General features: G+C 61.0%; 19 protein-coding genes. 8 read left to right on the top strand and 11 right to left on the bottom strand.

All coding sequences use genetic code 11. The features are described from left to right. Positions 1 to 3: 3 nt before the first annotated feature. Entirely contained in the window at positions 4 to 537 is a 534-nt protein-coding gene (locus PDMSB3_RS00155) for a restriction endonuclease subunit S (protein WP_197740196.1), read from the top strand. 648 nt (positions 538 to 1,185) lie between these two features. On the opposite strand, the gene PDMSB3_RS37710 is transcribed toward PDMSB3_RS00155, so the two are convergent. Next, positions 1,186 to 1,596 (bottom strand): helicase-related protein, encoded by a 411-nt coding sequence (locus PDMSB3_RS37710; protein ID WP_084747782.1) that lies wholly within the window; start codon positions 1,594 to 1,596, stop codon positions 1,186 to 1,188. Between PDMSB3_RS37710 and PDMSB3_RS00165 the strand changes: the two genes are divergently transcribed. After that, positions 1,595 to 1,744: a hypothetical protein gene (locus PDMSB3_RS00165; RefSeq protein WP_157187808.1), complete on the top strand. Its 150-nt coding sequence runs from the start codon at positions 1,595 to 1,597 to the stop codon at positions 1,742 to 1,744. The two genes, PDMSB3_RS37710 and PDMSB3_RS00165, sit on opposite strands and share 2 nt — an antisense overlap. Positions 1,745 to 1,956: 212 nt before the next feature. Here PDMSB3_RS00165 and PDMSB3_RS00170 read toward each other — a convergent pair whose 3' ends face one another. The 6 genes from PDMSB3_RS00170 to PDMSB3_RS00195 all read right to left on the bottom strand — a co-directional run bounded on the left by PDMSB3_RS00170 (position 1,957) and on the right by PDMSB3_RS00195 (position 9,647). Next, positions 1,957 to 3,045 carry a porin gene (locus PDMSB3_RS00170; RefSeq protein ID WP_007179838.1) on the bottom strand — a complete coding sequence of 363 codons (1,089 nt, stop codon included), beginning with the start codon at positions 3,043 to 3,045 and terminating at the stop codon, positions 1,957 to 1,959. Between the two features lie 287 nt (positions 3,046 to 3,332). Then, complete coding sequence (locus tag PDMSB3_RS00175) at positions 3,333 to 3,914, bottom strand: flavin reductase family protein (RefSeq protein ID WP_007179837.1); 582 nt, start codon at positions 3,912 to 3,914, stop codon at positions 3,333 to 3,335. Between the two features lie 105 nt (positions 3,915 to 4,019). Then, the gene (locus tag PDMSB3_RS00180; protein ID WP_007179836.1) at positions 4,020 to 5,495 is read right to left on the bottom strand and encodes an FAD-dependent oxidoreductase; all 1,476 of its coding nucleotides are present in this window, start codon (positions 5,493 to 5,495) and stop codon (positions 4,020 to 4,022) included. Positions 5,496 to 5,557: 62 nt separating this feature from the next. Continuing rightward, positions 5,558 to 6,874 (bottom strand): oxalate/formate MFS antiporter, encoded by a 1,317-nt coding sequence (gene oxlT / locus PDMSB3_RS00185; RefSeq protein ID WP_007179835.1) that lies wholly within the window; start codon positions 6,872 to 6,874, stop codon positions 5,558 to 5,560. A 390-nt stretch (positions 6,875 to 7,264) separates the two neighbouring features. Then, entirely contained in the window at positions 7,265 to 7,990 is a 726-nt protein-coding gene (locus PDMSB3_RS00190) for a GntR family transcriptional regulator (RefSeq protein WP_165184179.1), read from the bottom strand. 130 nt (positions 7,991 to 8,120) lie between these two features. Further along, on the bottom strand, positions 8,121 to 9,647 hold the full coding sequence (locus tag PDMSB3_RS00195; RefSeq protein WP_007179833.1) for a UxaA family hydrolase: 1,527 nt from the start codon (positions 9,645 to 9,647) through the stop codon (positions 8,121 to 8,123). Between the two features lie 131 nt (positions 9,648 to 9,778). Here PDMSB3_RS00195 and PDMSB3_RS00200 point away from each other — a divergent pair, with 131 nt between their 5' ends. Then, positions 9,779 to 10,495, top strand: a complete 717-nt coding sequence (locus PDMSB3_RS00200; protein WP_007179832.1) for a FadR/GntR family transcriptional regulator — start codon at positions 9,779 to 9,781, stop codon at positions 10,493 to 10,495. 378 nt (positions 10,496 to 10,873) lie between these two features. Here the strand turns inward: PDMSB3_RS00200 and PDMSB3_RS00205 are convergent, their stop codons facing one another. Further along, complete coding sequence (locus PDMSB3_RS00205) at positions 10,874 to 11,356, bottom strand: AraC family transcriptional regulator (RefSeq protein WP_157187807.1); 483 nt, start codon at positions 11,354 to 11,356, stop codon at positions 10,874 to 10,876. 261 nt (positions 11,357 to 11,617) lie between these two features. Between PDMSB3_RS00205 and eat the strand changes: the two genes are divergently transcribed. The 3 genes from eat to eutC are packed head-to-tail and all read left to right on the top strand — an operon-like array spanning position 11,618 to position 15,253. Then, on the top strand, positions 11,618 to 13,021 hold the full coding sequence (gene eat, locus PDMSB3_RS00210) for an ethanolamine permease (protein WP_007179830.1): 1,404 nt from the start codon (positions 11,618 to 11,620) through the stop codon (positions 13,019 to 13,021). Positions 13,022 to 13,064: 43 nt separating this feature from the next. Further along, positions 13,065 to 14,459, top strand: a complete 1,395-nt coding sequence (locus PDMSB3_RS00215) for an ethanolamine ammonia-lyase subunit EutB (RefSeq protein WP_007179829.1) — start codon at positions 13,065 to 13,067, stop codon at positions 14,457 to 14,459. Continuing rightward, positions 14,456 to 15,253, top strand: coding sequence for an ethanolamine ammonia-lyase subunit EutC (gene eutC, locus PDMSB3_RS00220; RefSeq protein ID WP_007179828.1), 798 nt, complete (start codon positions 14,456 to 14,458; stop codon positions 15,251 to 15,253). Before PDMSB3_RS00215 ends, eutC begins: the two co-directional genes overlap by 4 nt. A gap of 16 nt (positions 15,254 to 15,269) precedes the next feature. On the opposite strand, the gene PDMSB3_RS00225 is transcribed toward eutC, so the two are convergent. Together PDMSB3_RS00225 and adh are read right to left on the bottom strand one after the other, a co-directional pair. Then, entirely contained in the window at positions 15,270 to 15,665 is a 396-nt protein-coding gene (locus PDMSB3_RS00225; RefSeq protein ID WP_007179827.1) for a DUF779 domain-containing protein, read from the bottom strand. A 65-nt stretch (positions 15,666 to 15,730) separates the two neighbouring features. Continuing rightward, positions 15,731 to 17,251, bottom strand: a complete 1,521-nt coding sequence (adh, locus tag PDMSB3_RS00230) for an aldehyde dehydrogenase (protein WP_165184181.1) — start codon at positions 17,249 to 17,251, stop codon at positions 15,731 to 15,733. Between the two features lie 328 nt (positions 17,252 to 17,579). On the opposite strand from adh, the gene PDMSB3_RS00235 reads away from it, so the two are divergent. Next, positions 17,580 to 18,638: a helix-turn-helix domain-containing protein gene (locus tag PDMSB3_RS00235; RefSeq protein ID WP_165184184.1), complete on the top strand. Its 1,059-nt coding sequence runs from the start codon at positions 17,580 to 17,582 to the stop codon at positions 18,636 to 18,638. A gap of 62 nt (positions 18,639 to 18,700) precedes the next feature. Here PDMSB3_RS00235 and PDMSB3_RS00240 read toward each other — a convergent pair whose 3' ends face one another. Further along, the gene (locus PDMSB3_RS00240) at positions 18,701 to 20,800 is read right to left on the bottom strand and encodes a heavy metal translocating P-type ATPase (RefSeq protein WP_035517796.1); all 2,100 of its coding nucleotides are present in this window, start codon (positions 20,798 to 20,800) and stop codon (positions 18,701 to 18,703) included. Here PDMSB3_RS00240 and PDMSB3_RS00245 point away from each other — a divergent pair. Continuing rightward, positions 20,799 to 20,945: a hypothetical protein gene (locus PDMSB3_RS00245; RefSeq protein ID WP_165184187.1), complete on the top strand. Its 147-nt coding sequence runs from the start codon at positions 20,799 to 20,801 to the stop codon at positions 20,943 to 20,945. The genes PDMSB3_RS00240 and PDMSB3_RS00245 overlap by 2 nt on opposite strands. The last annotated feature ends 12 nt before the right edge of the window (positions 20,946 to 20,957 follow it).

A 20,957-nucleotide genomic window follows, 5' to 3' on the forward strand; every position in this document is an offset into this window, starting at 1 on the left:
GTCATGCAGGGGCAAGTCCACGTACGCACAGAAAAGGCCATCAATTCCAAGATTCACGTGCCGCTTTATCAGTACGAATACGACGCATTGGTGAGCGTCATTTTTAACGCGGGCGGTGGCAGCGCGGCTGACGATATGGCGGATATCGTCAATGCCGGTAATTATTCGACAATCCCGGAATCCATTCGCCATTTTTATGTACGAAATCCGCGCCTGCTTCCGCGACGTTCAAGCGAGGCTACCTTTGGGCCATATATATGGCGAGGACCAAAGGCAATCTTTCACTATCACATTTGGAACGTGATTCCTTCTGAGGCAGTGTATAAGCAGTTCGCCTATTACCAACTGAGTCGCATCACTGACGACATCAAGCGTGCAGCACATGGCGTTGCAATGCCACATATTACAAAAGCGGGGATGGAGTCCTGGAAACTTACGCTTCCACCATTGGGTGATCTTCGAGCTGAACGTCGAAAGCTACCGGCGCCGCAAAGCCAGCGACAAACAGAAGGAGCGACGCCGTCAATTACCCACTGACAACCCGAACGGAGCGACAACCATGGCCAGCTAAACAGCGACAATCACCTCGGCCGACCGGCCAAGATGAATGTCGGTAAGCCGGACCTTCTGCTTGACGCTGCCCGCCGAGTCGTTTCGCGAGCTGCCTCGGAGCTTAAGAGGAATCGCTAGGGCAGCGTAAGCGAGAAGATATGGCGTATGACTACATGACCAGGGTGGGGTTGAATCGCCCAGTTGACGAGAGTGAAGCGACGCGGCGCATAGACGTCCGCAAACCGGTCGCCGACGAGGCCGCTGACGCCTATACCGTGTTCAGCATGAACGATGTGTACCTGGAGGTTTGTGACGGCTCATATCCGCAGGTTGGATGGTGTCTGCTTGCCTTCCTGGTTGGGTTCCCTGCCTCGCATTTTCTTCGGATCTGTGCGTCTCTTGCAAAGCAGCACATGGCGACGCCCTGCCAATTGCTGAGCAGATCGGTCTTCTCCGCAATCGCCTTGGGCTCGCACCAAGCCCGTGCTTTGTACCGCGTGTTCTTGGCGTGGCGTTGTCGCCAGGCCTGCTAAATGCGTAGAAATGACGAGCCGCGCCTACATGTCAGTGGAATGCGGGTTGAGAAAAACACTAAACGCATAACTTGGTTTTGTGTCGCCCGGGCATTAACCGCTAGCGCTCAAGTTTTGCGCGAGTCTTTCGGTATTTCACGGGCAGACATTGCGCATCAGATGCGGGTCCAGCCACCATCTCACCGCGTCGTTCAAAAAAATACTGATCGTGCGGCGATTGGGCGGCGAAATAGGTCACGATGACGGCGGCCTGCCCGGAGCGCCCAGCGCGACCGGCTCGCTGGGCATAGTTTGCAGGCGTTGGCGGGACATTTCGCAGATATACGGCATTCAACGCCGAAATATCGACGCCAAGTTCCATTGTCGGCGAACAGAATAAGGCGGGCAAAAACTGCTCTGACTCGCCTAGCGCTCTAAGATCAGCGGCATTGTCTGTGAGATTCTGCTGATCATCTCTTTCAAAGCGGAAGCGCCACTCCCGCCATTCACGCTGTCTCTCTGAAGCCTTCATGCATGGCACCGAGAAGCAGCTTCAGCATTGCTTTGCGCGCCGGCACGTCGAGCGTGCCGAGATCAGGCAAGATGGCTGCGAGACACTTCGTGTCTTGCGCGAGGTCATCAAGCCCAATGAACGCAACGTCGATGAGTTTGAGGACTGAAAGGCTGGGATTGGTATATCGCCCCAAAAAGAGCAAAACATCAGGTAACCGGGTGCGCTCGGGATTCTCTATTTTAGATATTGATAGTGCGAAACATCGCCGGTGGGTCAAATCTTCGAACCGCGCGGGCAAGCTCTACCGAGAACTGACGATTCATCAGGCGCGTCGGCAGCTTGCCGCGCAACATCTTCCCAACACGTGACACGCGCCAATCAAAAGTAGTGGATGATCCCCATCATCGCCCCAGTCTGATTATGTCCCGCAACAACGTCCGAGTCATAGCCGTTGACGCCCAAATTGGACCCATGACTATTCTTCACATACCCCACTTCGCCATACAGCGACGTGCGTTTCGAAAGCGCATAATTCGCACTCGCCACCAGGTATAGCGGCCGTTGCCCCGCAGACGTGATGTCCGTCCAGAACGCTGCACCCGACACGGAGAACGGTGCGGACACGTGATACTCCAGCCCGCCCCAGTACTCATTCGAGTGAGCCTGAGTACCGGAATCCAGAGGCAACGTGCTGCTCAACCATCTATAGCCGACGAATCCCTTCGCCTTTCCAATCGTGTAACTCGCCGCGACTACCAGGTGTTGCTCCTTGTCGCCCTGGGTCTCGACCGACGCTCCGTTTCGCAGATCGTAAGTCACCATCGCCGCGAACGGACCGCTCGCATATTCACCGCCGGCACTGATTTCCCTTCCGACCTTGAATTCGCCGGGAACCTGCGAGCCGTTCTGGATTGTCGAGTCGTATCCCGTGCTATACAGCGCTTCCACGCTGAACGAGCCGAACTTGCCCGTGTATTTGACCGAGTTGTCGGCTCTGCCCGCGAATTGCGGATCCGTTTCCTTCAAGCCATAGGTGTAGTAATCGATCGGATCGAAGCGCGCGCCATAGTCGTACATCGGAATCCTCTGACGGCCGAGGGTAAGCGCCCCGTAGTTCCCGCTGAGGCCGACAAAGGCCTGCCGGCCGAACAGGCGGCCGCCTTGCAGCGACTTGCCGGAGGTAATGTCGATCCCGCCTTCCAGCACGAAAATCGCCTTCAGCCCTCCGCCGAGGTCTTCCGAGCCGCGCAAACCGATCCGGCTGCTATTCACGCCGCCTGACTCCTCGCGCACCAGCGTCGACGACTTGCCGGCAGCGTTGGGCGCACCGGTCAGAAACTCGACACCGGCATCGGCAATGCCATACAGCGTCACGGACGACTGGGCCATCGCACCCGCGCTCACCGACAACGCAACTGCACCGAGCAAAGCCGACTCTATTCTCAACACACTCGCTCTATTGCGCATCTTTGTCTCCATATTGAATTTTTGTGCTACTTCGCTTAACAACCTCCAAACCACTGCGCTCAATTAAAACGTAGGCATCCTAACTTAATGATACGGAACAATCCGTTTGTTAACACCTGAAAGTAATGAACCACAAATCGATTAGCCGCGATTGCCCGCGCGAACAGCATTCAATCGCTACGAGGCCGCGATGTTATCGCGTTAGAAATTCCGGATACGATTATTCAGGCCAGAGGCGGTCCATCTGCGTGGCCTCATTACGCCTTCCCATCGAGCGGAGCGAGCAATCAGCAGCTTCGCCGCCCCTGCACATATCTATCGGAATCACCGCAAACCGCTGCCTCTTCCGCTTCTTCCTTCTCCGGCGCAACTGCCCGCTCAGCTTCCAACTCGGGCAACACCGAAACGCCGTGGTAGCGCCGCGAGAAATAGAGAAGCGGCTCGTCCGCCTGCCTCAGGCAACCCGACTTCAACTCGCAAACGCAGATCAGGTGATCGCCGGCCGGATATATATTGGCGATTCGCGCCTCTATCGTCGCGTTGGCGCCGCTGACCACTGGAACGCCGTCCTCGTTATGCCTTACCGTGATGTCCTGATAGCTGCCGAGCTCCGCCTGTTCCGAAAAGCGCCGCGACACATGCGTTTGCGCCTCGCCAAGGATCGATATGCCGATCATCTTGCCGTGCGACAGCGAGGCGCCGCTCCTGCTGCTTCGTGCGACGCAAAACAACGCCAGCGGCGGCATCATTGACACGGGCGTCAGCGATGTCGCCGTGAACCCGTGGACGTGGCCGCCAGCGTCGAAAGTAATGACCGAGACACCTGCGGCGAGTGCGCTGAAGATGTCGCGGAACTGAGTGGCCAGCATGAAGCTCTCCTCCTAAGCAAACTCGACGATGCCGCCGTCTGCCGGCAAACTGCCTGCAGCCGACCGACCAGATCGGTCCGGCCGGCCGAAGACAGTTCAACCGGCTCAGATCACCTGGTTCTGCGCCCTGAGCACTTCCTGAAGCGCCGAGACGTCGAGCTCGCGCAACTTGCGCTTTTGCTGCACAGCCAGCGCAGCGGCAGTGCCCGTCGCCTGACCGGTCACCATGCTGGCGGCCTGCGAACGCACGCTGCCTTGCGCGTCATAGTCGGCGGAAATGCAACGGCCGGCCACCATCAGGTTTTCGATACCCTTCGGCAACAGCGAACGGAACGGCACATGGAACCAGCCGTGACCACCCACCTCGACGAGACTCAGCGACTTCTTGCCCGACTTGTCATGCACGTCCATCAAGCTGCCGTAGCGGCCGATGCCGTCCGGGAACACCTGCCCGGCGAGCACGTCGTCGCGCGTGAGGGTGTAGTCGCACACAATGCGGCGGCTGTCGCGGATACCGACCGACTGCGCGGTGTACGAAAGATAGGAATCCTCATACCCGGGCACGTACTTCCGATAAAACTTCGCCATCTTGTTAGCGAGGTCGCGCATCGCGAGCGTGGCCTTCGTGAGTTCGACGCGATCAGTCGCATCGAAGTTGTACGCCATGTCCATGTTGTGATAGGTCACGTCGTAGCGGAACTTGCCGTTCCGGAACATCGGCCGGACAATGTAGCTCAGCGTATCGGGGTTGACTGTCTCGACGCCGTAAGGAATCGGATAGTCGCCGTTCTTGAGTGCTTCGCGGATTTTTTCCTTGAACGGGAACATCGTGATCGGCTTGTTCTGCTCCTTCAGGCCGAGCATCGTCTTCACGTATTCCTCGCCGAACTCGTTGGCGTGGTCGCGCATATAGGCGATCGTTTTGTCGAGCTGCACGCCGCCTACCGCGAAATACAGGCTGGCAGGTTGACACTTGCCGTCTTCCGGCGAGCCGAATTCGAACGCCGCACCGGCCGCCGCTGCGATATCGCCGTCGCCGGTCGTGTCGATGGTGATCCCGGCATGAACTTCAACGCGGTCACGCAGGCTTTCTATCACGACGCCCTTGAGCGCGTTGCCTTCCATGATGACGTCGGTCGCCTGCGTGTTGAGCCACACTTCCACGCCTGCTTCGGCCACCATGTCCTGAATGACCCACTTCGCGATTTCCGGATCGAACATCTGGCGAGCCGTCGCCTCGTCCTTGCGGCCCCACGCGGAACCGATCTCCAGCATCCGGTTGATGTATTCCTGCACGATGGAGCGCACGACCTGCTCGTCGTCGAACGAGCTTTCGTAGCCCGTCATCATGATCTTCTTCTGCTCCATGTTGGCCGGCGCCTTCATGTGACGCATCGAGCGAATCATCATCACCATGCCGCCCGAATGGGTGCCGCCCAGGTGATCGCGCTGCTCGAGAAGCAACACACTGGCGCCGTTTCTCGCCGCCGCAATCGCTGCGACAAAGCCTGACGTGCCGCCGCCGACGACTAAAACATCCTTGCTCACTGACCGGTTGTGCTTCTCTTGGGTTCGACTCATGATTGCTCCTTGGTTTTATCAGTTGCCCACTGGGGCAACGAACGACTGACAACAGGGTTGCCTCACAACTGTGCGTTGATCATTGTCGAGGCGGAATCTGCTTCCTTCTTGAGGTTTCGGCTGGCGAGCTTGGCGCGTACGAGCGGCTTGAGCACGAAGATGGCGAGCACCGCGGCGAGCAGGTCGCATGCCGCAGCGATGTAATACGGCGCCTGGAACGAACCGGCGAACGCGGCGGCAACCCGGGCAGCTCCCCACCCGGAGAAAATCGCCGCTGCACCCTTCGCCGTGTACAACATCCCGAAGTTCGCCGACACGTGACGGGCGCCGAAAAGATCGCCGGTCGTGGCGGACAGCAGCGTGTTGATCTGCGTATAGCCGAAGAAAATCAGCGGGAAGATGACCACGAACAGAATCGGGCTGCCGGTGATCTGCGTGACGCAGAAAATGAAGATGCCTTCGAGCACGAACACAACCGACATCGTGTTCTCCCGTCCGAGGCGGTCCGACGTGACGCCCCAGAAGATCCGCGATGCCACGCTGCCGATGCCGTTTGCCGTCGCCGCAAATGCGACGATCGAAATACCCATGATCGTGGCGGTTTCGACGTGCAGATAGCGGGCAATTTCCGAGAGGTTCCCGAGGGTCATCAACCCGCCGAGACTAATCAGGAAGTGAATGAGATAGAGCAGGTAGAACTCGGGCATCTTGAGCGCCTGAAGCCAGGTATAGCTCTCTGCGGTTTGCGCGAGCGTCTTCGTGACCTTCGGCGTCCAGCCGGGCGGCGCCCAGTTCGCGGGCGGGTGGCGCAGAATGAACGTCATGCCCAGCACCACCACGGCCTGGATCGTCCCCCAGGTCACCATTGCGTGTTCCCAGCCGATCGCCTTGATGGTGGCCGAAATCGGGATCAGCGTCAGCGCCGAGCCGCCGCCGAAGCCCGCTGCGGTGAGACCCGCGGCCAGCCCACGATGATCGGGAAACCATTTGATCGCGTTACCCGTCACGGCGACGTAGATCGTCCCGGCGCCGAGTCCGGTAATCACGCCGTAGTAGAGATAGAGATCCTTGACGCTCCCGGCGAACGCACCACCCAGCAGCCAGCCGGTAAACACGAGCCCGGTGCCGATGAACATGAGCAGCTTCACGCCGAACTTGTCGATCAGCACGCCGGCCACCGGGACTGGCCAGGTTTCGAAAATGACGAAAATGGTGAAGATCAGTGCAATCGACGAATACGGCGTGCCGACAAAGTGTTCCTTGATGCCTGGCGTGAACAGCGTGAACGCGTACTGATAGTTGGCCACCATGATCATGGCGACGATGCCAGCAATCAACTGGAGCCAGCGGTTGGTGGGGCGATGCTCTCGAGTAGCCACGATCTGCGTCTCCTTTCTTGAATTTTGAATTCAAAATTATTTATGAAAATCATACTCAGAACTTTCGGAAGGGGCAAGAAGAGAAATCGGTGACGGGATAGGGGTTTACGTCAGCAACCGATTTTGCGCCGTTGCGGCGGGAGAGGAGGTTGAGCGCCGCAAGAGGCGGTGAGGGCAGCGGAAACGCAGTTGCGTAAGAATCTGATGGCACAGATCGCCCGAGGCGGGCAAACAGGACGATCGCGATTGCGAAAGCAAAGCGCCAGATGGGTTCCTGGTCGCTCTCGTCGAACTACAAGACTGACACGCCAACGCGTGCGGGAAAGATGCTGCAGTGCCGGCAGAAAGCCGCAAAGCCCGGATGGCCGGCGCGTTTTGAAACCGGTGCGACTACCGGACGGTCGTCGCCGGCGTCTCGCGCGCGGTAGCGAGCGTCACGAGCACGACATCGCGCTTGTCCAGCAAATGCTGGCGCAAGATAGCCGAAAGCCGTTTGCCGTCGCGCGCTTCGAGCGCCTCGATCATTTCCTCATGATCGTGCACGGCGTGGTCCCACTTCGACTTGTGGAAATTCGACTTGAACCGCATGGCCTGAAGCCGCCGGTTGATCGACAAATAAGTCTGCCGCAGCGCGCAATTGCGCGCCGCTTCGTTGATCCTGTCGTGGATCTGCTGGTTGTAGCCATAGTAGCCCGACAAATCCTCGCGCTCGCGGCAAGCCACCATCGCGTAGTGCAGCGCCTTGATTTCCGCGATTTCGTGAGGCGTGATCCGTTCGCAGGCAAGCTCGCCCGCAAACGCCTCGAGGCCGCTCATCAGTTCGAACATCTCATCGATTTCCGACTCCGCCAGCTTCGAGACGGCCGCTCCGCGATTGGCCGAGATCTCGATCAGCCCCTCGGCCGCCAGCACCTTGATCGCTTCCCGTAGCGGCGTGCGCGAAATGCCCAGCGTCTCGCACAATTCCCGCTCGTTCAGCTTGACGCCGGGCGCGAGCACGCCTTTCACGATGTAATCGCGCAAATACTCCACCACCGTGTCATGCAGGCGCTGACGCGTCAGTCTGGACATAGCGGGTACGGACGCCGACTGTTCGGCCACCGCAGTATTTCGCATTCAAAATCCCTTTTCGCATTTTTGCGCCAGTTTATCGCAACTGTTCATCCAGTTCCAATGTGACTGGCCGCGAGCGGAATTTGGGATTTATCCAGCCGGTCAACGCACCCGCATCAGGACGGAGCCCGCATTACATCTGGGCGCCGATCATCCACGGCACGAATTCCTCGTTGCCGACGCCGAGCGCTTCGCTTTTGCTCTTTACGCCGGACGCAACTTCGACGATCGCGCGGAAAATCTCCTCGCCTTTCTGCCGCACCGTCGCGTGCCCTTCCATGATGTCGCCACAGTTGATGTCCATGTCGTCGCGCATCCGGTTGAACATCGGCGTATTCGTCGCGACCTTGATGGATGGCGCCGGCTTCGCGCCGAAGCACGAGCCGCGGCCGGTCGTGAACACCACGAGGTTTGCACCGCTCGCGATCTGCCCGGTCGCACCCATCGGGTCATAACCAGGCGCATCCATGAACACGAGGCCGTGCGTATCGACCGGTTCTGCATAGCGATAGACGCCCATCAGCGGCGTCGAACCGCTCTTCGCCACCGCGCCGAGCGACTTTTCGAGGATCGTCGTCAGCCCGCCGGCTTTGTTGCCTGGCGTCGGATTGTTGTCGATGCTGCCCTTTTCGCGCTCGGCATACGCTTCCCACCAGTGAATGCGCTCGACGATCTTCTCGCCCACGTCGCGCGAAATCGCACGGCGCGTCAGCAAATGCTCGGCGCCGTAGATTTCGGGCGTCTCCGACAGAATCGCGGTCCCGCCGTGCGCGACCAGCAGATCGACAGCCGCGCCGAGCGCGGGATTGGCGGTGATCCCCGAGTAGCCGTCGGAGCCGCCGCACTGCAGCGCGATATTCAGATGCGAGATCGGCAAGGGCTCGCGCTGCGCCTGATTGGCGACGGGCAGCATCTGGTCGATGGCCTTGATCGCCGCATCGACGGTCTTCTGCGTGCCGCCTTGCTCCTGCATGACGAGCGGCACCATCATTGGACCGGTCTCGATGCCGCCGGTCATGAACATCGCGCCCATCTGGTTCGCTTCGCAGCCCAGACCGATCACCAGCACGCCGGCGAAGTTCGGGTGCTTCACGAAGCCGTTGATGGTCCGACGCAGTTGTTGAATGCCCTCGCCGTTGTGATCGATGCAGCAGCCGAAGCTGTGCGTAATCGGCACGACGCCGTCCACGTTCGGGTACGCGTCGAGCCGGCCCGGCGCGCTGAAATGCTGGGCGACCATCTTGCTGACCGTCGCCGAGCAGTTCACGGTGCTGATCACACCAATGTAATTGCGCGTTGCCACCTGGCCGTCAGCGCGGCGAAAGCCCTGGAAGGTCAACGGCGTGCTCGCGGCTTCGACCGGCCTGACGTCCGCGCCGAACGCATAGTCGCGCTCGAAATCGCCCATCGACACATTGTGGACGTGCACGTGCTCGCCCGGCTCGATACGCTGCGTGGCGAACCCGATGGTCTGGCCGTAACGGCGCACGATGCTGCCGGCTTCGATTGGGCGCAGGGCGATCTTGTGGGCGGCGGGAATGTCCGCGCGGACCGTCAGGCCATCCAGTTCAGTGAGTACGGTGCCGGCCGTCAGGGCATTGCGGGCGATCGCGACGTCATCGTCGTCGTGAAGCCGGATCACGGATGAAAGCGTGTTCATGTTCGTCTCCAGATTGTGGGGGATCGACGACGCCGCGTCGTGCGCCGCTTGAGCGCATCATGGATAATCGAAACCACCCGGACAAATTGGTCTGACTACTTTTTGGCGGCTTTCGAACCGCTTTCGAGGCTATGGCGAGCATCCATCCCACCCGCAGCGTGCTGGAACATACGGTGCGGGAACTCGAACGTCACATGCTCGACGGCAGTTGGGGCGATGGTGCGCGGCTGCCTGCCGAGCGCGCGCTGGCCGCGCAGTTCGGCGTGTCCCGCGCGACGGTACGCGAGGCGATTCAGCGGCTCGTGTCGCGCGGCCTGTTGCAGACGCGGCGCGGAAGCGGGGTGTTTCTGGTTGGCCGTCAGCCGGCCCGCCTGGCGGCGCCGTGGTTGCAGTTGATCGCCGAACATCCGCCGCTGCGTGCGGATACGCTCGAATTCCGGCTCGTGTTCGAGTGTGCCGCCGCCGGTCTGGCGGCCAGGCGTGCCAGCGAGGACGAACGCGGGCAGTTACGCGACATCGTCACGCGAATGCGCGACGCCGTGCTCACCCACGACCTTGCTGCCGAAGCCGCCGCCGACGCGCAATTCCATGCCACGCTCGCTCTTGCGTCGCACAACCGCATGTTCGACCACTTCTATTCAAGCGTGATCGTGATGCTGCGCGAACATATCACCAGCAATACGTACGAGGCCACGCTCAATCACGCGCAGGCCACCGAACGTGCGCACGCGCGGTTGCTGCAACACGAGCGCATCTGCGACGCGATCTGTAGACAAGTGCCCGAAGACGCCACGCATGCGATGCGTGCGCACATCGAGTTCGTCGGACATCAATTCGAGGCGGAATAGGCTAAGCGGCGAACCAGAGCCGCGCGATTCTGCCATGCCGCGCCTGTCGAGTTATCCACAGCGTCCTCTGGACAACTTTTGTACAAGCCACCTGAAACATTGTGGGCGAAACCTTGATAAAAACGCCGCTTCGCCAGGTCGCACAAAAGTTTTCCCCGGCTCCGTGTTCCTGTTCGCAGGCGCTCCGCAGGGTTATCGAATCCGCATTGCCTTGATCCGTAAGCGAAGTTTCGGGTTATCCACAGCGGAACCGGATGCTTGTTAACTATTACTACGTATACATATACAAAGACTATAAAAACCAGGGAAGCGTCTATGAAGCCCGCTGCGCAAGCGGGCACCGGCCAGACAAAGAAATCGGGTTGGGCGTTTAAACCTTCAAACCAGCGGCACGCAGATTTCCGTGATGAGATCCGCAGGCGCGGTGTCTTTCGGGCTATTCAAATACTCTTCGAATGATGGAGCGTCGGCCGCTTTCCGTCCGGATTGCACGAGCCACGTCCCATAGAGCCATTCATACGCGGCGCGCAGATCGCTATACGGTCCCCGGTGTTCCAACACGGCATAGTCGCCACCCTGCAGATGCGCGACGGAAACCGGCGGACTCAACGTCACGGAAGTCTGAACCGGATGCGGCAACAACACGCCGGCTTTCGAGCGCAACGCGCTTTCTTCCACGACGCCGGGATTGTCGTAGTAAACGCCGATCATCCGCATCTGCGCCGCGAGCAGATTGTGTTTCGCCAGCCAGCCGAACAGTGCGTCGAACGCTTTGCCGATCTGCGGATACGGTCCAACGTGATCCACCGACAAAAGCTCAATCGGTTCCACGTGGCGGATCACTACTTCACGCATGGTCATTTGTTCATCTCCTGATAGCACCGGACGAAACCGGCTATGGGCGCGTTGCTTGCGATACTGCGCCGGCGGTGTGTAGAACACCGCCGTTGTTACCTTTGCCACCGTTCGCGGACGGCGCAGTCAAGCGCCCGCTGACGCTGAACTTTGCCGAATTTCGATAACACCTCGAATAATGGCTCACTACTATCGGCTGAAACCTGTCCGCCCATGCACCGCAAAGCCTTGCGGCGTCGAGCCGGCGGCACCATCAGGGAGCACCCGATGAAATCAGAGTCCAAAAGTCAGCATGTCGGCAAAGTCACGCATCACGAGTTGAAGCAGACGCTCGGCACATGGCAACTGTGGGGCATTGCGGTCGGCCTCGTCATTTCCGGGGAGTATTTCGGCTGGAGCTATGGCTGGGCGAGCGCCGGTACGCTCGGCTTCGTCATCACGGCGATTTTCATTGCCGCGATGTATACCACGTTCATTTTCAGTTTCACCGAACTCACCACGTCGATTCCGCACGCGGGCGGCCCGTTCGCGTACGCCCGCCACGCTTTCGGTCCGACCGGCGGCTATCTGGCCGGCGCGGCGACGCTCGTCGAATTCGTGTTCGCGCCACCGGCCATTGCGCTTGCCATCGGCGCCTATCTGCACGTGCAGTTTCCGGGGCTCGAACCGAAACACGCGGCAATGGGCGCGTATCTCGTGTTCATGGCGCTGAATATCGTCGGCGTGCAGATTGCCGCGGCATTCGAGTTGTGCGTGACGCTGCTTGCGATCTTCGAACTGTTCGTTTTCATGGGCGTCGTGTCGCCCGGTTTTCAGTGGTCGAATTTCACGAAGGGCGGCTGGTCCGGTGCCGACACCTTCAGCATGGGCTCGTTTCATGGCATGTTCGCGGCGATTCCGTTCGCGATCTGGTTCTTCCTCGCGATCGAAGGCGTGGCAATGGCCGCCGAAGAAGCGAAGAACCCGAAGCGTTCGATTCCGATTGCCTACGTGACCGGCATTCTGACGCTGGTGGTGCTTGCCATCGGCGTGATGGTATTTGCCGGCGCGGCGGGCGACTGGACCAAGCTGTCGAACATCAACGACCCGCTGCCGCAGGCGATGAAATTCATCGTCGGCGAACATAGCGGCTGGATGCATATGCTGGTGTGGCTCGGCCTGTTCGGACTGGTTGCTTCGTTTCACGGCATTATCCTCGGCTATTCGCGGCAGATTTTCGCGCTGGCGCGCGCGGGCTATCTGCCGGAGTGGCTCTCCAAGGTGCATCCGCGCTTCAAGACGCCGCATCGGGCAATCATTGCGGGCGGCGTGGTGGGCATCGCGGCGATCTACAGCGACGAGCTGATCCAGTTCGGCGGCCAGACGCTGACGGCGAACATCGTGACGATGTCGGTGTTTGGCGCTATCGTGATGTATATCATCAGCATGTTGTCGCTGTTCAAGCTGCGCCGCGCCGAGCCGAACATGGAGCGCCCGTTCCGCGCGCCGCTGTTTCCGGTCTTTCCGGCGTTCGCGCTGGTGGCCGCGGTCATCTGCCTGGCCACGATGGTCTACTTCAATTTTCTGGTGGCGATCGTGTTCGCAATCTTTCTCGCGCTGGGCTACGTCTACTTCCTGATGACGCGGCATCAACGCGAAGCCGCGCCGGCGGACGCCCTGCTCGAAGAATGACGGATCGAGCCGCTGCGCGAGCAGCGGCGATGGAGTCGTGAAGATGAGCTACACCGAGACGATCGGCAGCCGCACATACCGCTTTGCCGATCTGAAAACCTTGATGGCGAAAGCCAGTCCGCAACGTTCCGGCGATCAACTCGCGGGCGTGGCGGCAGCGAGCGAGGAAGAACGCGTCGCGGCCAAGATGGCGCTCGCGCAGGTGCCGCTGCGCACCTTCCTCAACGAAGCGCTGATCCCCTACGAAAGCGACGAAGTCACGCGCCTCGTGATCGACGATCATTCGCCGCGGGCGTTCGCCGAGATCTCACACCTCACGGTCGGTGATTTTCGCAACTGGCTGCTGAGCAGCACGACCGATGCCGACGCGCTCACGCGTATCGCGGCGGGCCTCACGCCGGAGATGGTCGCGGCGGTGTCCAAACTGATGCGCAATCAGGATCTGATCGCGGCGGCGCGCAAACGTCCTGTGGTTACGCGCTTTCGCAACACGGTCGGCTTACCGGGGCACATGTCGGTGCGTTTGCAACCGAATCATCCGACCGATGACGTCAAAGGCATTGCCGCATCGATGCTCGACGGCCTGATGTACGGCTGCGGCGACGCGATGATCGGCATCAATCCGGCCAGCGACAATCTCGCCGCGATCACCAGGCTGCTGCTGATGGTCGACGACTTCCGCCAACGCTATCAGGTGCCGACACAATCGTGCGTGCTGACTCACGTCACCAATACGATTGCCGCGATTGAAAAAGGCGCGCCGGTCGATCTGGTGTTCCAGTCGATTGCAGGTACGGAGAAAGCGAACGCGGGCTTTGGCATTTCGCTCGCATTGTTGCAGGAAGCCTATGAAGCGGGACTCTCGCTCAAGCGCGGCACGGTCGGCAACAATCTGATGTACTTCGAAACCGGGCAGGGCAGTGCGTTGTCGGCGGATGCGCATTTCGGCGTGGATCAGCAGACCTGCGAAGTGCGCGCCTACGCGGTCGCGCGCAAGTTCAATCCGTTTCTGGTGAATACGGTGGTCGGCTTTATTGGCCCGGAGTATCTGTACGACGGTAAGCAGATCACGCGTGCCGGTCTCGAAGATCATTTCTGCGGCAAACTGCTCGGCGTGCCGATGGGTTGCGACATCTGCTACACGAACCATGCCGAAGCCGATCAGGACGACATGGACAACCTGCTCACGCTGCTCGGCGTAGCGGGCATCAACTTCATCATGGGCATTCCGGGCGCGGACGACGTCATGCTCAACTATCAGAGCACGTCCTTCCACGACGCGCTTTATGTGCGGGAGGTACTCGGCTTGCGTCGCGCGCCGGAGTTCGAAGAATGGCTGGAATCGATGCAGATCACCGACGCGCGCGGCGCGTTGCTGAGCGCGTCGACACAACAACCGCTGCTGGAAGGGGCGCCTGACTGGATGGGCATTGCATGAGCGAGTTCCTCGAAAAAAATCCATGGAACGCGCTGCGGCAATTTACCAACGCACGCATCGCGCTCGGCCGCGCGGGCAATAGTCTGCCGACTGCGCCGCTGCTCGCGTTCAACCTGTCACACGCGCAGGCGCGTGACGCCGTGCATCATCCGCTCGATACGGACCTGTTGCACGAGCAGTTGCGTGCGCAACACTTCACCACGCTGGACGTGCATAGCGCCGCACCGGATCGCGAGCATTACTTGCGGCGTCCCGATCTCGGACGACGTTTATCGGAAGAGAGTCGCGCGGCGCTGGCGGCGGTTCCTGACGACTCGCCCGAGGTGGTCTTCGTCATCGGCGATGGTCTTTCGGCATTTGCCGCATCGAAGCAATCTCTTCCGCTGCTGCAAGCCGTCATTCCGCGTCTCGCGGATTGGAAGATCGGCCCGGTCGTGGTCGCGCGTCAGGCGCGCGTCGCGCTGGGTGACGAGATCGGCGAGTTGCTCAATGCAAGATTGGTGGTGATGCTGATCGGTGAGAGGCCGGGTTTGAGCTCGCCCGATAGCCTAGGCATCTATCTGACGTACGGGCCGAAAGTCGGTTGCAGCGACGCGCAACGCAACTGTATTTCGAATGTGCGTCCAGAAGGACTCGACTATCCGCTGGCCGCGCACAAACTGCACTATCTGCTGACGCACGCAAGGCGTTTGGGTCTTACGGGTGTCGGCCTGAAAGACGACAGCGATGCGCTGCTGGCAGACACACCAGCAGCACCCGCAATTAGCGGCGATTCAAACCCGGGCGCCGCGTAACAGATCGCGTAGCGGATCAGGCATCGGCTCGCTGCACCGGATGCGTTTCCAGCCACGCGTTTTCGTCGTCCTCGAAAAGACGGGAGCGCGTCAGGAACCGCAAACCGCTCGGCCGCTCCAGAGAGAACATTCCGCCATTACCCGGCACCACGTCGATGATCAACTGCGTGTGCTGCCAGTATTCGAATTGCGATTCGCTCATATAGAACGGCACGTCCGCAATCGTGCCGAGTTTCACATCGGACGAACCGACCATGAACTCGCTTTGAGGAAACATCATCGGCGCGCTGCCGTCGCAGCATCCACCGGATTGATGGAACAGCACGGCCCCGTGCTCCGCGCGCAGCTTGTCGATCAGCTCGACAGCGGCAGGCGTTGCAATTACGCGGGCAACTTCTTTCTCATCAGCCATCACATGTCCTCGTGAAAAAAAGAGCGAGCCGCGCAACGCGGCCCGCTCGAACAGGAACGCGATGCTTAGAAGAAACCGAGCGGCTTGTCGCTATAACTGACGAGCAGGTTCTTGGTCTGCTGATAATGGTCGAGCATCATCTTGTGATTCTCGCGGCCAATGCCAGACTGCTTGTATCCGCCGAACGCCGCATGTGCCGGATAGGCGTGATAGCAATTGGTCCACACGCGGCCTGCCTGAATCTGCCGGCCGAAGCGATATGCGCGCGTGCCGTCGCGCGTCCATACGCCGGCACCGAGGCCGTAGAGCGTATCGTTGGCGATTTCGAGTGCCTCTTCTTCGTTCCTGAATGTCGTGACGGAGACGACCGGTCCGAAGATCTCTTCCTGGAAGATGCGCATCTTGTTGTTGCCGCGAAATACGGTCGGCTTCACGTAATAGCCTTTGCTCAACTCACCGCCAAGCGTATTGCGTTCGCCGCCAATCAGACATTCGGCGCCTTCCTGTTTGCCGAGATCCACATATGAGAGGATTTTTTCGAGTTGCTCCTGCGAGGCCTGCGCGCCGATCATCGTCTTCGTGTCGAGCGGATGCCCTTGCGTAATCGCCGCGACGCGCTTTAGCGCGCGTTCCATGAAGCGGTCGTAAATCTTTTCATCGATCAATACGCGCGACGGACAGGTACACACCTCGCCCTGATTCAGCGCAAACATCGCGAAGCCTTCGAGTGCCTTGTCGAAAAAGCTGTCGTCCTCGTTCATCACGTCGGCGAAGAAAATATTCGGGCTTTTGCCGCCGAGTTCGAGCGTGACGGGAATGATGTTCTGGCTTGCGTACTGCATGATCAGGCGCCCGGTCGTGGTTTCGCCGGTAAATGCGATCTTGGCGATACGCTTGCTCGACGCGAGCGGCTTGCCGGCTTCGAGACCGAAACCATTGACCACATTCAGCACACCCGGCGGCAGCAAGTCCTGAATCAGTTCGATCAGCACGAGGATCGACGCCGGTGTCTGCTCGGCAGGCTTGAGCACCACGCAGTTGCCGGCGGCAAGTGCGGGCGCGAGCTTCCACACGGCCATCAGGATCGGGAAGTTCCACGGAATGATCTGGCCGACTACGCCAAGCGGCTCATGAAAGTGATATGCGACCGTGTCGTGGTCGATCTCTGAGAGCGAGCCTTCCTGCGCACGCACGGCGCCGGCGAAATAGCGGAAGTGATCGATCGCGAGCGGAATGTCGGCGGCCGCGGTTTCGCGCAACGGCTTGCCGTTGTCGATCGTCTCGGCCACGGCGAGACGTTGCAGGTTCGCTTCCATGCGGTCGGCAATGCGATTCAGGATATTCGCACGATCCGCAGCCGAGGTTTTGCCCCACGCCGTTTTCGCACGATGCGCGGCGTCGAGCGCGAGTTCGATGTCGGCTTCGCGCGAACGGGGGATCGAGGTAAACGGCTCGCCGGTGATCGGCGACACGTTGTCGAAGTACTCGCCGCCCACGGGCTTCACCCACTCGCCGCCGATAAAGTTCGCATACTGCTTTTTGTACGGGAATTCGGTGGTCAGAAATTGCATCTCTGCGTGATTCATCTGTGTGCTCCTCACATGTTTGAATGGGCTATATTCGGCGCGATATTTCGCTTGGCCGCGACAGGCTACAGCCAGAAGTGTGCCAATGCACCGCGCTGGTGACTCGTGCACACGCGACAGGCACTCGCGCACGGCATGGCGCGTCGCGCTGTTCCCATCGGCGAGGAGGCAACGTCCCGTTTCTGAGCAGTGTGTGCGGTGCTGTTCATCAAATGAACAGTGGGCCTGGCGTGTGCCGGTACGATTCGGGTGGGCAAGGTGTCGGGGTCGTTCGGCATGGGAATTGCCTTTCCCTTTCACCCTCATATCCCGTTTGCGCAGATCCGGTATGACGACTGACACTTCCGGCGACAGCTTGCCAGCCTCGACGCTCACACCACAGCCGAGCTTCTGCGTGCAGACCCGCGTCGCCCATGACGCCGATGAGCAGGCGCGCAACCTTCACGGCTGGAGCCAGACCTACGACCAGTTGACAGCCGGGTGCTTTGTCGGCGGCCTGACGGAATTGTGTCTCGACCACACGCAGGTGTTTGTCGAAACGACCAGCCATACGCTGCGGCAAACCTGCGAAGTGCAGAAGGACGCCTACTGGTTTGGCATCCCGACTTGCCCCGCGGGGTCGGGGCGTATCGACGCGCAGGTGATCGCCGGCGACGCGCTCGCGTTTCGTCCGGGCGGGATCGAATTCGAACTGCTAACCTCGGCGGGTTACGAGATTTTCGGCGTGGTGGTTAAAGGCGAAGTGCTGCGCCGTTACGCGGCGCAAGTGGAGCGCGTCGGTCTGGCCGACCATGTGCCGAACACGCCGGTCGTGCCGATCGGCATGGCGCGCAAGGAGCAGTTGTGCGCCACGCTGCGCCAGTTGCTCGACGACGGCGCGGCGCGCGGCGCGCCGCTATCGTCGGTTGGTCGCAACAATCTGCAGGCCGCAGTGCTGGCTTCGCTATTCGACGTGGGCGCGTTGCCCGCCTCGGAGCCGGTTGCGATGCCGGCGCGTCCGCGCAGTCAGTCGATCGTATCGGAGGCGCGCGACTATGTGCTGCTCAATCGCGACCGGGCGGTGAGCGTGCCCGAGTTGTGTGGGCAACTGCATGTGAGCCGGCGCACGCTGCAATACTGCTTTCAGGACGTGCTCGGCATGGCGCCCGCCACGTATCTGCGCGCGATTCGCCTGAATGGCGCGCGGCGCGATCTGTCGAATGCAGCGCGCGAATCATGCTCGGTGCAGGACGTCGCAACGGCGTGGGGCTTCTGGCACCTGAGCCAGTTCGCGACCGATTACCGGAAGCTCTTCGGCATGCGGCCTTCGGAGACGTTGAAGGCGGCGGCCGACGCTCGCGTTGAAAGGGCCGGCGCGTTCAACGCGGTTGCTTTGGCGCACCACTGATCTGACCGGCTGCAACGGCGCCGCACCGCGTCGCGCGCCAGGCCGCAAGCTTCGCTACCCCGTCACTTGCGCAACAGCCGCAATCCGTTCGCGACCACCAGCAGGCTCGCGCCCACATCGGCGAAGACGGCCATCCACATCGTGCCCAGACCGATCACGGTCAGCACGAGGAACAGGCTCTTGATACCCAACGCAAGCGTGATGTTCTGCACCAGCACCGCATGCGTCGCCTTCGACAGGCGAATGAACGACGGAATCTTCCGTAGATCGTCGTCCATCAACGCGACGTCGGCGGTTTCGATTGCCGTGTCGGTGCCCATCGCGCCCATCGCGAAGCCGATGTCGGCGCGTGCCAGTGCGGGCGCGTCATTGATGCCGTCGCCCACCATGCCGACCGTCGCGTGATCCTTCGACCACTGCGCGATCGCGTTGAGCTTGTCTTCCGGCAACTGATTGCCGCGCGCTTCGTCGACACCGACCTGCTGCGCGATCGCAGCGGCCGTGTGCGGGTTGTCACCGGTGAGCATGGCCGTTTTCACGCCGAGGCGCTGCAATTCGGCGATCGCGGCGCGGCTTGACTCCTTCACCGTATCGGCGACCGCGAACAGCGCGAGCACGCGTTCGGCGTCCACCAGCATCACGACGGTTCTGCCCTGGCGTTCGAGCGCATCGAGCCGTGCTTCGAGCGACGCCGAACAGCGTCCGAGTTCTTCAACCAGCCGATGATTGCCGAGCCAGTAGGACAAGCCGTCGATCTCGCCGCGCACGCCGCGTCCAGTGAGCGCTTCGAACGCGCCGACCGTCAGACTGGTCACGCCGTCGGCCTTCGCCGCCGCCGCGAGCGCCATCGATACAGGATGATCGGAGCGTCCCGCAAGGCTCGCCGCAAGCGTGCGGCAACGGGCGGCGTCGACCTCGGCGAGTATCTCGAACTCGGTTTGCACGGGCTTGCCGTGGGTAATCGTGCCGGTTTTGTCGAGCGCGAGCCGGGTCAGCTTGCGGCCCCGTTCGAGATAGGCGCCGCCCTTGATCAGAATGCCTTTGCGGGCGGCTGCGGCGAGACCGCTGACGATGGTCACCGGCGTCGAGATCACGAGCGCGCAGGGGCACGCGATCACCAGCATCACCAGCGCCTTGTAGATCCACGTTTGCCACGGCCCGCCGAACAGGAGCGGCGGCACGACGGCCACGGCGAGCGCGACGGCGAACACGATCGGCGTATACACGCGAGCGAACTGATCGACGAAGCGCTGCGTCGGCGCCTTGGTGGCCTGGGCCTCCTCGACTGCATGGATGATGCGGGCCAGGGTCGTATTGCTGGCGGCGGCGCTGACGCGATAGTCGAACGAGCCGGTCTGGTTGATCGTGCCGGCGAACACCGCGTCGCCTACCGCTTTATCGACCGGCAGGCTTTCGCCGGTGATCGGCGCCTGATCCACGGTCGAGCGGCCCGCTACGATCTCACCGTCGAGTGCGATCCGCTCGCCCGGTTTCACGCGCACCACCGCGCCAAGCGCAATCGCCTTGAGCGCCGTTGACCGCCAACTGCCATCGGGCTGTTGCACGCTGGCCTGTTCGGGCGTGAGTTGCATGAGGCCCTGGATCGCATTGCGGGCGCGGTCGAGCGACTTCGCCTCGATCAGTTCGGCAATGGTGAAGAGCACCATCACCATTGCGGCTTCCGGCCATTGCCGCAGGATTAGCGCGCCGGTCACCGCGATGCTCATCAGCGCGTTGATGTTCAGGTTGCCGTTGCGGATCGCGAGCCAGCCCTTGCGGTACGTCGTGAGGCCGCAGGAGAGGATGGCAAGGATCGCCAGAGCCGCCGGCAGCCAGGCCGGCGCGCCGAGCCAGCCGGCGGCTTCTGAACCCGCCGCGGCCACACCGGCGAGCGCCAGCGGCCACCACGGTTTGGGCGGCGCGTGCGGAGCAGTTGTGGGCGTGGAGTCCTGAGCGGCGTTCGCCAGTTCCGGCGTGAAATCGAGCGAGCGAAGCGCGGCGAGGATCGAATCGAGCGCTTCAGGCGCATGGACGACTGTCAGGATCCGCTGCATCAGGTTAAATTCCATGCTGCGCACGTCCGCCATGCGGCTGAATTTCTTGCGGATCAGCGCTTCTTCGGTCGGGCAATCCATCTGCATGATGCGGATGGCGGTGCGCATGTCACTGCCGACGGCTTCTGATTGCGGCAACCGGCTCGGTGCGGGCGCGGCTGCTGCGGGCGTGCAGCAAGCCGCGTCGACTGCTGGAGGAGCGCAGCAGGCCGCGCCGCTTGGCGCGGGAACGCAGCAAGCCGCGTCCACGTGACTGTGAGCGGGC

This window comes from Paraburkholderia dioscoreae (assembly GCF_902459535.1).
Classification (GTDB): Bacteria; Pseudomonadota; Gammaproteobacteria; order Burkholderiales; family Burkholderiaceae; genus Paraburkholderia; species Paraburkholderia dioscoreae.